Consider the following 15,287-nt stretch of genomic DNA (forward strand, 5'->3'; position numbering starts at 1 on the left):
GTGTGGAGGGACCGTACATGAAAATTTATGTCGTATATGATAGTGAAGGTGACCATACAAAAGCACTTGCAGAAGCGATTGCAGCTGGCGCAGGTGAAACAGAGCAAGCTGAAGTGTTCATTGATCATGTGAAAGATGCGGATATCCGCAAGCTTGATCAAATGGATGCAATCATTTGGGGCTGCCCTGGTCACTTTGGTACCATTAGTTCTGGATTAAAGACATGGATTGACCGTCTTGGGTATTTATGGGCAGAAGGAAAACTCATCGATAAAGTCGGTGCCGTTTTCTGTACCACTGCCACAACACACGGCGGTTTAGAAATGACGATGCATAATTTGATTACGCCGATGTTCCATCAAGGGATGCTTGTGGTCGGCCTTCCTGGAAATGTTCCAGAAAATGCGTTATACGGCTCTTATTATGGAGCAGGTGTGACGTGCCCGATTGATTCTGATGAAGTGATTTCTACAGAAGGCATTGAGCTAGGGAAAGCATTAGGAAGACGTGTAGCATCAGTCACTGCGTCATTTAAGCGATAAGGAGAGGGTTCTTTTGGCGACGATTATTGTAGCGTTAGTAGCTGCTGTTCTAGTCATTATCGGATTAGTAGCGTTCAATGTCAGACACGCTTCGGCCGAGAAGGAAGAGATCAAAGAAGATGTATCGAACCATCCTGACGTGCCGCATAGCGAGCCAGAAGTTGCGGCGAGACCTGTAGAGCCTGAAGTGGAAGAAAAAGCGTCAGAGCCTTCTCAGACAGATGATGCTCCGTCAGGTGATGATTTCTATAGACAGGCGCTTCAAAAGTTTAAGCAGCCAGAACCACCTGTCAAAGAAGAAGAACCAGAGACGAAAATGAATGATGATATGTATCGTTCTGCTTTAAAGAAACTAAAGCAGAAGGACAAATAAAAAGAGAACCTCTCGTCAGGTTCTCTTTTTTTTTTATTGCACAAAAAAACCGCCGGCATAAAAGCCAAGCGGTTTTCCTTCACTCTATAAAGTGCTAAAAGAGCAGATGCTCTTAAATTACGCTTTGTTAACGTTAGCAGCTTGTGGTCCACGGTTACCTTCAACGATTTCGAAAGAAACTGATTGACCTTCTTCTAAAGTTTTGAAGCCTTCGCCTTGGATAGCAGAGAAGTGAACGAATACATCGTCTTGACCTTCTACTTCGATGAATCCGAAACCTTTTTCAGAGTTGAACCATTTTACTTTACCTTCTAACATGAAATTTCCTCCTAAAGCGATCTTAACGCTTAAATTCACTATTCTTGCTCTTACACAAACTTCAAAGACGAAAACTCTTTCAAAACTTTCTTCTTAAAGATGATACGAACAAAAATAATTACCTTTACTTTACCAGTGTTTGCGGGAAAAAACAACTGTTATACGAAAACTTTTTTAAAAATAATTAGCGCTAACAAATTGAGGAAAAAGCCTATGTTAAGTGTTCTCTTTTTCGTCCAGAAAAGCTCACTTGGTTTCTGCCTGACTGCTTCGCTTTATAGAGCTCCTGGTCTGCAATAATCGGTAATTGTTTCATGTTTTCACTTGTTCCTGCATCACAAGCACATCCAATTGACACCGTAATGTGAATCGATGTTCCGTTTTGTAAATAAATTGGCTGATCCGCCATTTTTTTTCGTAAACGTTCCGCAATTTGCCATGTTTTTTCAACGGAACAATTCGGTAAAAGCACAGCAAATTCTTCACCGCCGATTCGCCCAATATAATCAGAGCTTCTTGTGTTCTTAATTAGCCTTGTTCCGATTTCTTTTAAAACGATATCTCCCTCATGATGTCCATACTGATCATTGATGGTTTTGAAATAATCGATGTCTAGATAAATCAAGGACATTTGATGGATAGGTTGCTTTAAGTTCAGAGAAAAAGCATCACTTAATATCTCATCGAATTTCCGTTTATTTAAAACACCAGTTAAAAAGTCATAATGAGCTTGGAATTTATACAAATTTAACATCTGATACGCTTTTGTTTGATGCTCAATGACATAAAAGTTAAATAAACCGGCAATATACGAGAACATCCAATAGGCAGCATGCAGTTCAAATGATCTTTCATTGACGATGATGATAAATAAAATCGTCGCTATGACGTTGCTCATGGTAATAGATAACAGCATTTTTACGACGTGATTGATATGACGCTCAGCAATTAAAAAAGAAGCTGTGGCGATAAATATCATGGAAAAAATATTAATGAAAGAAGCGACATTGGCTTCGATTAATAATCGGCCAATAATGATCACACAGGCTGCAATGAACGTTTGTGCAATGCCTCCATAAAATGCCGTTAAAATAAGGGGGATATGTCTTAAATCGATGATGGCTGGTCCTGCTTTAATAGAGAAAAACATTAAGAGGACACCGAGTAACCCAGAAATCATTCCTTTATAAATTTGTCTGAGCAGGGTGTCTTCCTTTTTTAAAAAATTCTCTTTAAACACAAGCATCAATAAATAATGGAAAGTGACAAGAATTGTTAAATTAATAAAGAGGTCTCTTAGCAAAATAAAATCACCTTTTTAAAATTACTAAAATTTGTTGCAAAAGAAAAGGGGAAACAAGATAATTAATAAAAATTTCACTTATGAGGGGTTTAAAATGAGGAGAAAACAATTTCCAGATCGAACGGACTGGCTTTCTTTTTTTGAGACGTGGCCTGATGAAGGTTTTGAACGGGATATGCCCATTGAATATCAAGATCTAACGTTTCGGTTTGAGAATGAGGAAGAGCGATTTGTGGTGACGATGTCTCTTGGAGTACAAGAATTTTCTTTGAAGGCTGTTCGAAAAAAGGACGCATCCGTTTTAGGAGTATATGCCTTTAAAACTGTGCGACATGTAGAAATAAAAAAGGATCGGCAACATGAAAAAGAGCTGTTGATACTATTAGATGGTGTGGAACGGTTTGTTACCACGATCGAAATCACCTTCTTGCCTTCCTTCTGCATCATGGTGAAAGAGCATTTTTCAGGAGAATAAACAGGAGCCTTCTGAAAAAAGGCTCCTGTTTTAGTTATTTGTGCTCGATGTCATTGAGCACTTGCTGAATAGATTCATCATCCATTACATTCATGACACTTTCATCAATGTGAAGAGACTGGGCGTAAGACTCTCTCGGCGGCTGATGAGTTTGGTATGTTTTTGATGATGTTTGATGCTGGCTTGTTTCATTAGGCTGGACAGCGGTGAATGCTTGCTTGATCATTTGTCCTACTTCAGCTGTGCCTTTTGAGTCTTTACGTGAATGTGAATGGGACTCATGACGAGATGACTCATGCTGGTGTTGATCTTTGCCTTTCATCATTGAGGACAAATTCATTTGAGTCATGCTGCTTAGTCTTCTCCGTAATAGTGGTGAAAATAATGCAATGATGGCTGTTGATGCTGCGATCATTGCACCAGTACTCATACCTTTTCTCTTTTTAAACAAACGAATCCCTCCATTTGATCGTGATGATACTTCTTCATCATGTTTAGGATGACCAATCAAGGCTGATTTATGAATTCATTGCTGAAATAGAGGATGTGTGCATAAAAAGTCTGCTGGATGAAAAACCTATGAGCAAAAGGAGGGAATAAATTGATGAATAAGAAATGGATGCTATCTTTATTACTCGTTCCAACATTGATCACTGCTGGGTGTGGAATGAACAACCAAGGCGATGAACGAAGAGGAACAATGAAACGACAGTACGAAAATGTCACATATAAGAACGACAACATGAGACAGGATCAACCAAATGTACAAACACCTCAGAAGGTGAAAGTGGCAGATAAGGCATCAGAGCTTGTTGCCAACATGTCTGAAGTGAAAACAGCGAACGTACTTGTCACAGGGAAAAATGCATTTGTTGCTGTCGTGCTTGAAGGCAATAAAAGCGGAGATGTAACAGACGATTTGAAAAAGAAAATTTCTGACAAAGTCAAATCGACGGATCAACAAATTGATAATGTGTATGTATCTGCTAATCCAGACTTTGTCGATCGTATGGCAGGGTACGGAAAACGTATTAGAAGTGGAGAGCCAATTTCAGGATTCTTCGACGAGTTTACTGAAACGGTTCGACGTGTCTTCCCTGAATCAAAATAGCTACGACAAAAGCCGTATGTCATATGCGGCTTTTTTGTTTGGAACCGCACCTTGCGCACCTGACTGCATAAAGTAAAAAATATATCACCTCTTGTTGATCTTTGTTTTTTCATAGAAAGAGAAAGAGGTTGCAGGATGAATTCAGGTGGGGAGTAAATGAAAGCAAAACCGTCATTAATTCATAAAAAACTTGTAAGCGGAATGATTGCAGCAGGTTTGATTTTTTATGCGTTCACTGCGTACTTGATTTATGTTGCGTTCCAGCTGGCAGAGCAATATCTAGAGCAGCATTCTTCGCCTAAAACGGTCTTAACGGAAGGACTCAATAAGCAAGTCTATGAACATATTCGAATCTACTATGCAAAGGATGAGGGCGCCTTTGTCGATTTGACCATAGAAGCGCTGGAACAGGCAAAGAAGAGAACGATGTCAGTGTTTCAGTATGAAGCTGACAAACCGTTAGATATCATTTATTTTGATGATAAAGAGACGATTGAGCAATTTGCCGGTATCAAGCATATTACAGGTTTTTATTCTGATGTTGATCATATGATTGGATTATACCCAGATAAACGGGAAGAATTGTTGAAGAAAGAGACACTGCCTTTATACTTTTTCAACACGTTATTCATTCATGAGTATGCCCATTTTGTTTTCTATGAAAAGGTGCATGCATACAATGTATCTCCAGTCGTCTTTCCCCTTTGGTTCCATGAAGGAACAGCAGAATGGACGGCCTATGATGTGCTGAACGCCACGTCTGAACGGTTTGACGTCATTCCTTTTAAATCTCTTTATTCTGATCAAGACTGGCAAGAATCTCGCACGACGTATGAGACAGATGTTTATTTACAAAGCTACTATATGATCTATGAGCTTGTGCAGCTTTATGGACGAGATGTCATACATGAGATCATGGAGGAAACGGCGAAAACTAGTCGTTTTGATAGAGGATTTGAACAAGCGACAGGACAACGTCTCACAGATTTTGAAGAGCAATTTAAACTGAATTATCAAAGAAACAACGGCTGACCTGTAAATAGGGCGGCCGTTGTTTTTGGTTAATGAAGCGGTTTTTGCTGATTGGCTTTGCTTGGCGGCATCTGCACTTGTCCCTGCATAGGGGCAAATGTAGACGTCATCGCCTGCATATCTTGAGCTGTAAGCTGCGGAACTTGATAATAGCTATGTTTGTTTTGATATAAGAAAATTTCATACGCCATTTCAATAAAGTTCGGGATTTGCGCTGCAAGCACACGTCGCACCACAGGGTTTGTGACCTCTAATGCAGTCATTGAGAGTAATCCAGCATGAGATTTCATGAGACCAAGCATATGCCCTGTAATTCCCGCATCTTTTACATCCTGTATTGATTGATTAGGCTTCTTAGGCTGAGATGGTTTTATTCCGTATGTCACCTGTGTCTGTTCTTTCATCATATAAGTAGATGTTTCTTCACTAGGCTTTTGACCAGTAGAAAAGCAATCTACCGTGACGTTGTACTGGGACAATACAAATTGATATTGTCGATCTAACATGTCGGATAATGCGGGATCTTGGATAAATTGCCGAAAGATCATGTATTGATCCAAAATATTAATGGTCCCTGCTAATACCTCATGTAAATCAAATAACTCATGCCCGCCATGATTGAATTGGGGCTGCTGGACATGTCCTTGAACGTTTGGTTGCTGATCGTTTTGCATAAAGAATCCTCCTTCTGTTTATACAGTCTGTTTTAATGTGAGGAAGTTTTCCTCCTTTCATGCAAAAAACATTATTTACAATTAGAGGGTTTTCTTCCTTTTTGTCGAAAAAATGTATCAGACGAATGAACATGGGGGTACCAGATGCAGGACAAAATCATTAATCGTTTGATAGAAGACGAACATGTGCAGGCACCAGTGATTGGCATCGGTGTTTCGCCGTTTGAACAGCATCATCTTGAGGCTTTTTTTCAATCATTTCCGCATGAATTAAATGCCTCTTTTATTGTTGTGCAAAATCATGTGACAGGCGATTGTGTAACTGATTTGGAAGCACTTGTTTTACCGATTGGCTACCGGGCAAAGCCGATTAAGCATGGTGAGAAAGTCATGAAAAATACGATTTATGTTTGTCCGCAGCATGCAGCTGTGACATTGACAGAAGACAAACGGCTACACATAACAGAGCAGCATCCTACGAACAAGGCGTGTGCTGTAAATTCATTGTTTCAGTCACTTGCCAATGTGCAAAAGGAAGAGGCATATGCGATCTTTTTTCAAAAAGGCTATTGTGTAGGAAGTGGTTTGCTTCAAATCGTTGAGCAAGGCGGTACAGCCATATCGTGCAGTGAGACAAATAGTGGGTTTGATCGTATGTATCATCAAACATTTCAAGACCCTTCTGCACTTGCGTCATATATAGCCAACATCATCAACGTTCCGCATACAGATGTTGCAGACCCTGTTTTGATCAGAATCATTGAACGTCTTGAAATGCATAAAGGAATTGCATTTTCAACCTATGAGAAGCGCAGACTGCTCTCTGTCATTCAAAAAAGAATGAGGAGTGCGAACCAATCGATCTCCTTATTGTCCGAGTATGATCGTTTATTAGAGAGAGAACCAGATGAGCTTGATCGCCTGCATGTACAGCTTTTAAGCGGCACGACTTCCTTTTTTAGAGATATGGAAGCCTTTCGAGTATGTGAACATCACATCATTCCGTCGATCATTGATAATACATTGAAAAATGGGAAATCTCGATGCCGCATTTGGATTGCAGGATGTTCTACAGGTGAAGAAGCCTATTCTTTTGCGATGTTATTTTTAGAAGAAGTGAAACGAAGACAAGTGTCCATTGAACTTCAAGTGTTTGCAACAGACATCAACCGGAAAGCCATCCAAAGTGCAAGCAAAGGTGTTTATTCGCTTGAGTCTATGGCACGAATGCCAGAAAAATGGAGGGCACGATATTTCGAAAAAAAAGGTGACGCTTTTATTGTGAAGCAGTCGCTTAGAAAACATATAGTCTTTGCTCCTCACAATTTATTGATCGATTCACCTTTTATCCACCTCGATTTTATCAGTTGCCGAAATGTTCTGATGTACTTCCAGCCAGAAGTACAAAAACGAGTCTTATCTCGATTCCAATATGCACTAAAGGATCAAGGGATGTTGATATTAGGACCGAATGAAAAGGTACCCAATATCCCTCGTTTATTTCATTTGTTCAATGAAAAGTGGAACATTTACACCCACTCAAACGTTCCTAAATACAATGCAGGTCATACGGAGTTAAAAGAACGAGCTGTCCAATATATGAAAGAAGTAGAGCAGGAGTATGATGCATGTTTCATCATAGACGATTGCGAGAAAATCCTTGCGATATCAAACGGTGCCTATTCTTACTTAGCGCATGCAGAAGTCTCAGATGAATTATGTGAATATGTAACCCCTGATTATATGAAAGAGATACTAAGTCAAAGCTTTCAAAAGGTATGGACTGAAGAGACTGAGGTTGTTTTTCAACATGTTCTCATTTCGGAAAATGGAAGAAAGCAGTATGCAGATTTTACAGTGAAACATTTTGATCGCCGTTTTAAAGGAGTATACGTCATTCTCATTCGGAAGAGTGAGAGAGGAAAAAATCAAAAGAACGGCAGGGACAAAGGGATGTTAGATCAGAATTCGGTTTATCAACAGCGAATTGTCGATTTAGAAAACGAGCTCAATGAGGTCAAACAAAAGGAGCAAGAAGCAAGGGCTCAATTAAAAGAAAAAAACAAGCAAATAGAAGTGCGCGAGAAAACAAACGAGCATTTTATAAATATCATAAACAATTTAAAGGTGACAAGAGAAGAACTGTACCGGCCGTCTGTGAAGCCAGAACTTGCCACGTTGTTTGTGGACCGGAAAATGAATATTCGCTATCACACTCCTACAGCTACCTCTTTATTCACTTCAGCTCAAACCCGGCACCAGCAAACGTTTCAGTCGATGGTGAAAAAGTTATCGAAGGAAATGCTCTATCATGATATTCAATCTGTCATTTCAGATAGGCGCGTGATCGAACGTGAAATTGAAACGAACGAAGGAGAACAATTCACGGTTCATATGACGCCTTTCTATGATCAAGATCGCGAGGGAGCAGTGATGACCTGGATCAAAATGACCGAAATGACAAAATTGAAGCAGGCTCTTCATCTTGCGGTGACAGCACTTGATAACAGCCATATTCATATTGTGGTTGCAACAGGAGAAGGTGTCATTCAGTGTGTCAACCAGCGCTTTTGTCAGTTTGTACAGCAGCATGAATATGACTTGATCGGAAAAGATATTTTTTCTGTCTATTATGCGTTGTGTCAATGTGATGATCTAGCGAAACAATGGGACGTGTGTTTAAGAGAGGGCAGCTGGACAGGTGAGCTGTATTTTCAGGACTTATCAGGGCGTGAGCGATGGGAAAGAGTCTCTTTACACCGAATCGATGACCCTGACAAAATGCAGTCTACTGTCATGCGGATTTCAGAGGATATTACAAGTCAAAAACAGTCTGAGAAAATGCTGATGAAGTCTGAAATGCTGTCAGCAGTTGGACAGCTTGCAGCTGGTATTGCCCATGAGATACGGAACCCACTGACGTCGTTAAAAGGCTTTTTACAGCTAATGATTCAAAGTAAAAAGTATCAGAAGGATTATGCCGATGTGATGATGTCAGAGTTTAATCGGCTTGAGTCTATTATTAACGAATTTCTTGTGCTCTCTAGAAGTAAATCTGTTAAATTTGAACCGGTGAATGTGAATCTTCTGCTCGAAGAAGTCATTATGGTCGTTGAATCTCAGGCGGTCTTAAAAGGAGTGTCGATTCAAAAGAATCTGGCGCCCTCACTGCCACATATTCAAGGCATTCCAAATGAATTGAAACAAGTGTTCCTTAACATTCTTAAAAATGGAATTGAAGCGATGGATGGAGTAACAGGTGTGATCCAAGTGACTTCATTATTGAAAAACGACCAAATGATGCTGATATTTGAAGACCAAGGAAAGGGCATACCAGAAGAGGAGATTGGGAAATTAGGTGAACCTTTTTACACAACGAAAGAAAAAGGCACGGGTCTTGGATTAATGATGACCATTAAGATTATTGAAAGCCATGGCGGTACCATTCTTTTTAAGAGCAAAAGCTTTGAAGGGACACGTGTGATTATTACGTTTCCAAGTAATTGAGATCAGTTTTACATGAAATCCATCCAGTCTTAATAATTGCTTTGTACACTAGAAGAGATGAAGTTCAAAGGGGAGAAATCTAATGAAACGTATACAATCTATTCGAATGGTCTGTTGTTTGATTTTGGTGATATTTAGTCTGCAATCTTTACTGCCTAGTATCATGACAGCTGAGGCGTTTTCTTCTTCTGAGAAAAAGCAGACTTTATGGAAACAAACAAAGCCGATGAACATAAAAAAAGCCCGAAAACTGATAGGAGAAACGGTAACGGTGAGCGGAATCGTAACAGCAGATCAATCCGCTATAGGGAATGGGAAACTATCAACATATATTCAAGACAAAACAGCTGGTCTCAATATTTATTCTGCGCAGCCTAAGAATTTTCCAGAAATGAAAGCAGGCATGAAGGTCACGGTGACTGGCAAGGTGACGACTTATAAAGGGCTCGTTGAAATTGTGCCAGATCAAGATCGTCTGAAGATAGAGGCTGTGAATCAGCCATTGCCTTCGCCAAAGAAAGTTTCCATTAAACAATTGGAATCGGATCAGGCAAGCAAATATGAAGGAAGATTAGTGAAGGTAAAAGGCTATGTAGAACAGACGCCAGATCAGCCAGCTGGCGGTGGATACAATGTGGTCATCATCGATAAAAAATATCATAGCACAGTCCTTAGAGTCATGGTTGATACGGGTGCCATTGATCAAGTGAAGACCGGAAAATGGTATGAGTTTACTGGCGTTTTAAGCAGATATGATACGCTGCAAGTACTTCCAAGACACAAAACCGATGTCAAATTGCTGAAGCACCAGCCAAAGCCGCCAAAAATCAAAAAAGAATATGAGGCAACGGTAGATCGTGTTGTGGATGGAGATACCATTCATTTGAAGAAGCCTGTGCTCGGCACAACAAAGGTACGCTTCGTGAATATGGACACACCAGAAACCTACCACAAGCCAAAGAATGAATTAGATCAAAACCAGCTGCGCTTTGGACAAAAAGCAACGGATTATTTAAAAACACTTCTTTCAAGTGGTGATCGAGTCACATTAAAGATTGGCCCGGAAGCAAAGGATGGATATGGACGTCTTTTAGCTCAAGTCAAAACCAAAAAAGGGCTGAATACGAACCTAGAGCTTGTGAAAAAAGGATATGCCCCTACTTATTTCATCTGGCCTGTTGGAGATGAAAAAGAGTATCAGATGTTCCAACAAGCAGTGAAAGATGCCAAGGAAAAAGGGCTTGGTATTTGGAATGAAGAAGATCCTCTGCTAGAACAGCCGTTTGAATTTAGAGCACGCGAGCAGAAAAAAGGGCTCACACGTTATGTGGGGGATTCATCTGCAAAAACCTACGTATCACCTGACAGCTGGAATGAGATCGATTTAGATAAACGTGTCTTTTTTGCTTCTAAAGAAGAAGCAGAGCAGGTTGGATATCAGGCGTCAGAATCATCCAGTGAAGTCCCATTAACCATTTTAAGCATGAATGATTTGCATGGGAAAATTGATCAGCAATATGAGCTGGATGTAAAAGGTGATGGCAGTAAAGGAACATATGGACGGATGGATTATGTGGCGGCTTATATAAAACAAAAGCAAGCTGCGCAAAAAAATACACTGACAGTTCATGCAGGAGATATGATAGGCGGAAGCTCGCCAATATCGTCTCTTTTACAAGATGAACCAACCGTTGAACTAATGGAGAACATCGGCTTTGATGTTGGGACAGTTGGCAACCATGAGTTTGATGAAGGTGTAGATGAATTATTGCGCATTTTAAAAGGTGGAGATCACCCGAAAGGCACAAAAGGGTACGATGGGCAGAACTTCCCGCTTGTTTGTGCAAACTGTGAATATAAGGATACTGGCAAACCACTTTTACCGGCCTATGAAATTATGGATGTCGAAGGAATCCCTGTGGCTTTTATCGGGGTTGTGACAACATCAGCGGCAGGTATGGTCATGCCAGAAGGAATTAAAGACATTCAATTTACTGATGAAGTCCAAGCTGTCAATGAAGCAGCGAAGGAATTAAAGCAAAAAGGGATTAAAGCGATCGCAGTTCTGGCTCATATGACCGCCTCTCAAAATGGTGATACCATTACTGGAGAAAGTGCAAGGCTTGCCAAAGAAGGCGATGACGAAATTGATGTCATTTTCGCTGGCCATAATCACGAAGTGGTCAATGGAGAGGTGAATGGAAAATTAATTGTCCAAGCCTTTGAATACGGAAAAGCGATTGGAGAAGTCAATGTCACACTTGACAGGAAAACAAAAGATATTGTCAAAAAGAGTGCAAAGATCCAGTATGTAGACCAGGCTGGTATTGAAAAGGATCAGGAGGCAGCGGACATTTTAGCTCATTACGGAAAAGAAGTGGAGCCGATTATTAGTGAGGTGGTTGGAGAAGCTGGCGTCAAGATGGAGGGCGGTTATTCAAATGATGGTGATACACCACTTGGTAACCTCATTGCGGATGGCATGAGATATTCAATGAAAAGTGACTTTGCCATGATGAATGGTGGCGGCATCAGACAAAATCTCGAAAAAGGACCCATTACTTGGGGAGACCTCTTTAATATTCAGCCATTTGGAAATGTGTTAGTGAAGCTGGGAATTAAGGGGAAAGATTTAGTTGATATCATTGAAGCTCAAATATCTCCTCAATTTGGACCGGATTATAGCATTTCAGGCTTTTCTTATTCGTACAATCCGTTAACATATAAAGTAGTCGACTTAAAACTGCCTGATGGTTCTTCCGTTGATTTCGATAAAACGTATACACTCACAGTGAACAACTTCATGGCGACTGCCACTGGAAGTAAGTATGCACCGATTGGGCGGCTAGGGAAAAATCCGGAAACAGGCCCAGAAGATTTAGAAGCAACGGTCGCTTTTGTAAAGAGCTTCGAGGGAGCTTCTATTGTGTATCAAAAAGAAGGCCGAATTCAACAAGCGAAACAAGAAGAAAAGGCAGCAGCAAGCTAAAGAATCATCAGCAAAGACAAAGGAGTTAACGCATGAAAAAATGGCTTGCAGTGATTGTCATGTCAGTGGGAATTGTGGTGCTTGGCTGGGGAATCTGGCAAATGGCTTCTACTCACATACAAACAGCACATTCTTTAGAGGAAGCAAAAAAGGTCGTAGAAACTGATCAAGGGATGACAAAGGAAAAATTTTCACCTGAAATGGGGAAAGCCTCTGGCATCCTGACCATTCCGAAATTAAAAGCCGATTTGCCGATTGTTGAAGGGACAGATGCGGACGACCTTGCCAAAGGCGTCGGTCATTACAAAGGCAGTTATTACCCTGATCAAAATGGACAAATCGTTTTGTCGGGACACAGGGATACGGTCTTCCGCCGGACTGGTGAACTGGATATTGGGGATCAACTGAAAATCACTGTACCGTATGGTGAGTTTGTTTATGAAATTACGCATACGAAAATTGTAGATCAGCATGATACATCCATTATTACCTTACAAAATAAAAAAGAAGAGCTTGTGTTAACCACATGCTATCCATTTCATTTTGTCGGCAACGCACCAGAGCGGTACATTATTTATGCGAAAAGAGCATCTGTCTAACGTCAAAAGAGCCTGTATGATCAGGCTCTTTTTTCTACATATTGTCCATTAATTCAGCCATATCAGGTGGAAGCGGTGCTTCTATCGTCAGCTTTTCACCTGTGAATGGATGGTTCATGTCTACTTGTTTGGCATGAAGGGCGCACCTGTTTATCAGGTCACGTTTCCCGCCATATAATGTATCGCCAGCTAAAGGATGCCCGAGACTGCTAAGATGGACCCGAATTTGATGCGTTCTGCCTGTTTCTAATCGCAGCTTAACGGCCGTCATCTGTAAACGTTTATTGAGATGGAAGACCTCATAATGAGTCTTGGCGCTTTGACCAGTAGGAGAAACCCTCCTTCTGACGGCATGGTGTTTATCACGTCCAATGGCTGCTTGGATCGTTCCTTTCTTTTTCTTAAACAGTCCTTGTGCGATGGCAAGATACGTTCTGTTAATCGCTTTTTTTGAAAGCATTTGATCGAGTACAGCATGTGCCAACCTGTGTTTGGCAAAAATAACGGTGCCGCTTGTGTCTTGATCCAGCCTATGTATATGTCTGACCCGCTTTTCTTCTCCATTTGCTTGAAAATGGAAAGCGACTAGGTTCGCCAGCGTACCTGTTTGTCCTTTTTCATTTGGATGCGTCGGCTTTCCAGCAGGCTTTTGGACAACTAATAAATGCTCGTCTTCAAAGAGTACCTCTAATTCACCGTATTCTGGCGTCACATCACTTTCTTCCGTCTCAAATAAATCAATGAGAATCTGATCACCTGTACTCACTTTTGCAGCATGGTGTGCAGGTTTTTGATTGAGACGGACTTTTTGGTGCTCCATCCAAAAATGGATAATCGGTTTAGAGGCAGACACTTCGTCTTTTAAAAATTGACTTAAGGAAATGCCATTTTGCTGCTCACCTACTTTTAGGGAGAGCGTGTGTCCTTTTATGATCATGATATTCGTCCTCTCTTTGGGTATATATAGGAAACACTTACCTTAGCGAATGACTTTTTTTCTGTGCTATTCTGAATGGAGTAATAACGACAGAGAGGTAGATGCCACGTGAGATTAATGAAAGCTGCGACAGACCTTCAAGAGCAGGCAATTGAAGAAATATCAAAAGAAGTTGAAGATCTTTTAGTCCGTTCTGTCAATGGAGTAGAGCAGGTAAAACAACCCCCGCTTACTTTCATTGATGGTGTGTATAACGGGACAATGGATGATGCTTTTCGTATCTTATCAGGTCTTCAGCTATTACATACCATTATTTTAAAGCCGAAGCGTCATATCACAAAACGAGATCGTGAGTTATTTGAACTCAACCGTGAACAAGTCAATGCGTGCGGCTTTTCTTTCCCGTTTGATTTAGATGATTTTGCAGGCCGTCACCTTCAAAATGCGTAAAAGTTGGTGTGAACTTCCTTGTTAACTTACAAGGTCGTCGCACATACTATTTTTAAGGGAACGGAGAAACCTTCAAGATCTGTAATACCAATTCCGCTCTTTTTCAACAATGTCTATTCTCCACGAATCGGAGCGCTTGGATCTCTTGCAGAAAGAATCGAACATGACAGGAGCCTGACAAAACGATGCAGGCTCCTTTTATACATAATCATTTTAGCAGACATTCATCTTTGAAAGTCAATTTTATTCACGATATGATAGCAGTATGGAAGATATTTCAGACTTTCGGAAAAAAGGAGTGGCCTCTTTGGTAAAGGCGATTATATTTGATTTTGATGGATTAATTTTAGATACAGAAACACATGAATATGAGGTTCTGCAGGAAATGTTTGCGGAGCATGAATCGGAGTTGCCTCTGTCTGTATGGGGAAATGTGATTGGAACGCAGGCAGGTTTTAAGCCTTTTGAATACTTGGAAGAGCAGTTAGGGAAGACATTAGATCATGAGGCACTCACAGAAGACCGGCGTTCACGTTTTCAAAAGAGAATGAAGGACGAAGCAGCAAGACCTGGTGTAGAAGCTTATTTAGAAGCGGCAAAGGAGCTTGGAATTAAGATTGGACTTGCTTCCAGCTCAGATTATAAATGGGTGTCTGATCACCTGAAACAAATTGGACTTTTCGATTACTTTGAATGTATCCGCACGTCAGACGATGTGGAAGAAGTGAAACCTCACCCAGAACTTTATTTGCAAACCGCACAATGCTTAGGCGTTGAGCCAAAAGATTGCGTGGCATTTGAAGACTCTGTGAATGGGTCAATCGCTGCCAAACGAGCGGGTATGAAATGTGTCATCGTGCCAAATAAAGTGACGAGCACACTGCAGTTTGAAGAATATGATGCGAGATTAGAATCCATGGCTGAAATCGAATTGCTCCAGCTATTCCATCAGCTTGAAAAAGAGGATCAGTAAGGGG

15 protein-coding genes are annotated in these 15,287 nt (G+C 40.7%); 10 read left to right on the top strand and 5 right to left on the bottom strand.

Annotation, left to right across the window (positions count from 1 at the left end):
- The first annotated feature begins 17 nt into the window (after nucleotides 1-17).
- Nucleotides 18-542: a flavodoxin family protein gene (locus ASG46_RS14825; protein WP_017366904.1), complete on the top strand. Its 525-nt coding sequence runs from the start codon at nucleotides 18-20 to the stop codon at nucleotides 540-542.
- Nucleotides 543-555: 13 nt separating this feature from the next.
- Entirely contained in the window at nucleotides 556-915 is a 360-nt protein-coding gene (locus ASG46_RS14830) for a hypothetical protein (protein ID WP_056705064.1), read from the top strand.
- 117 nt (nucleotides 916-1,032) lie between these two features.
- On the opposite strand, the gene cspB is transcribed toward ASG46_RS14830, so the two are convergent.
- Nucleotides 1,033-1,233, bottom strand: a complete 201-nt coding sequence (gene cspB / locus ASG46_RS14835; RefSeq protein WP_008349061.1) for a cold shock-like protein CspB — start codon at nucleotides 1,231-1,233, stop codon at nucleotides 1,033-1,035.
- Between the two features lie 211 nt (nucleotides 1,234-1,444).
- Nucleotides 1,445-2,536, bottom strand: coding sequence for a GGDEF domain-containing protein (locus ASG46_RS14840; RefSeq protein ID WP_056705065.1), 1,092 nt, complete (start codon nucleotides 2,534-2,536; stop codon nucleotides 1,445-1,447).
- Between the two features lie 94 nt (nucleotides 2,537-2,630).
- On the opposite strand from ASG46_RS14840, the gene ASG46_RS14845 reads away from it, so the two are divergent.
- Complete coding sequence (locus ASG46_RS14845; protein WP_056705066.1) at nucleotides 2,631-3,011, top strand: hypothetical protein; 381 nt, start codon at nucleotides 2,631-2,633, stop codon at nucleotides 3,009-3,011.
- A 34-nt stretch (nucleotides 3,012-3,045) separates the two neighbouring features.
- Here the strand turns inward: ASG46_RS14845 and ASG46_RS14850 are convergent, their stop codons facing one another.
- On the bottom strand, nucleotides 3,046-3,462 hold the full coding sequence (locus ASG46_RS14850) for a hypothetical protein (protein WP_041507545.1): 417 nt from the start codon (nucleotides 3,460-3,462) through the stop codon (nucleotides 3,046-3,048).
- A 153-nt stretch (nucleotides 3,463-3,615) separates the two neighbouring features.
- Here ASG46_RS14850 and ASG46_RS14855 point away from each other — a divergent pair, with 153 nt between their 5' ends.
- Together ASG46_RS14855 and ASG46_RS14860 are read left to right on the top strand one after the other, a co-directional pair.
- On the top strand, nucleotides 3,616-4,122 hold the full coding sequence (locus ASG46_RS14855) for a YhcN/YlaJ family sporulation lipoprotein (RefSeq protein ID WP_008349054.1): 507 nt from the start codon (nucleotides 3,616-3,618) through the stop codon (nucleotides 4,120-4,122).
- Nucleotides 4,123-4,278: 156 nt separating this feature from the next.
- Nucleotides 4,279-5,154 (top strand): hypothetical protein, encoded by an 876-nt coding sequence (locus tag ASG46_RS14860; RefSeq protein ID WP_056705068.1) that lies wholly within the window; start codon nucleotides 4,279-4,281, stop codon nucleotides 5,152-5,154.
- A 29-nt stretch (nucleotides 5,155-5,183) separates the two neighbouring features.
- On the opposite strand, the gene ASG46_RS14865 is transcribed toward ASG46_RS14860, so the two are convergent.
- Complete coding sequence (locus ASG46_RS14865; protein WP_017366909.1) at nucleotides 5,184-5,828, bottom strand: spore coat protein; 645 nt, start codon at nucleotides 5,826-5,828, stop codon at nucleotides 5,184-5,186.
- A gap of 144 nt (nucleotides 5,829-5,972) precedes the next feature.
- On the opposite strand from ASG46_RS14865, the gene ASG46_RS14870 reads away from it, so the two are divergent.
- The 3 genes from ASG46_RS14870 to ASG46_RS14880 all read left to right on the top strand — a co-directional run bounded on the left by ASG46_RS14870 (nucleotide 5,973) and on the right by ASG46_RS14880 (nucleotide 12,923).
- The gene (locus ASG46_RS14870) at nucleotides 5,973-9,335 is read left to right on the top strand and encodes a CheR family methyltransferase (protein WP_056705070.1); all 3,363 of its coding nucleotides are present in this window, start codon (nucleotides 5,973-5,975) and stop codon (nucleotides 9,333-9,335) included.
- Nucleotides 9,336-9,417: 82 nt separating this feature from the next.
- On the top strand, nucleotides 9,418-12,324 hold the full coding sequence (locus ASG46_RS14875) for a 5'-nucleotidase C-terminal domain-containing protein (protein ID WP_056705072.1): 2,907 nt from the start codon (nucleotides 9,418-9,420) through the stop codon (nucleotides 12,322-12,324).
- Between the two features lie 32 nt (nucleotides 12,325-12,356).
- A complete protein-coding gene (locus ASG46_RS14880; protein ID WP_056705074.1) occupies nucleotides 12,357-12,923 on the top strand; it encodes a class D sortase in 567 nt (188 codons plus the stop codon).
- A 34-nt stretch (nucleotides 12,924-12,957) separates the two neighbouring features.
- Here the strand turns inward: ASG46_RS14880 and ASG46_RS14885 are convergent, their stop codons facing one another.
- A complete protein-coding gene (locus ASG46_RS14885) occupies nucleotides 12,958-13,860 on the bottom strand; it encodes an RluA family pseudouridine synthase (protein ID WP_056705076.1) in 903 nt (300 codons plus the stop codon).
- Nucleotides 13,861-13,968: 108 nt separating this feature from the next.
- On the opposite strand from ASG46_RS14885, the gene ASG46_RS14890 reads away from it, so the two are divergent.
- Both ASG46_RS14890 and ASG46_RS14895 read left to right on the top strand, forming a co-directional pair.
- The gene (locus tag ASG46_RS14890) at nucleotides 13,969-14,310 is read left to right on the top strand and encodes a DUF5365 family protein (protein ID WP_056705078.1); all 342 of its coding nucleotides are present in this window, start codon (nucleotides 13,969-13,971) and stop codon (nucleotides 14,308-14,310) included.
- A 307-nt stretch (nucleotides 14,311-14,617) separates the two neighbouring features.
- Nucleotides 14,618-15,283, top strand: coding sequence for an HAD family hydrolase (locus ASG46_RS14895; protein WP_017366913.1), 666 nt, complete (start codon nucleotides 14,618-14,620; stop codon nucleotides 15,281-15,283).
- Nucleotides 15,284-15,287 lie beyond the last annotated feature (4 nt).

The sequence above is a fragment of the Bacillus sp. Leaf49 genome (assembly GCF_001426125.1).
Taxonomy (GTDB): domain Bacteria; phylum Bacillota; class Bacilli; order Bacillales; family Bacillaceae; genus Bacillus; species Bacillus altitudinis.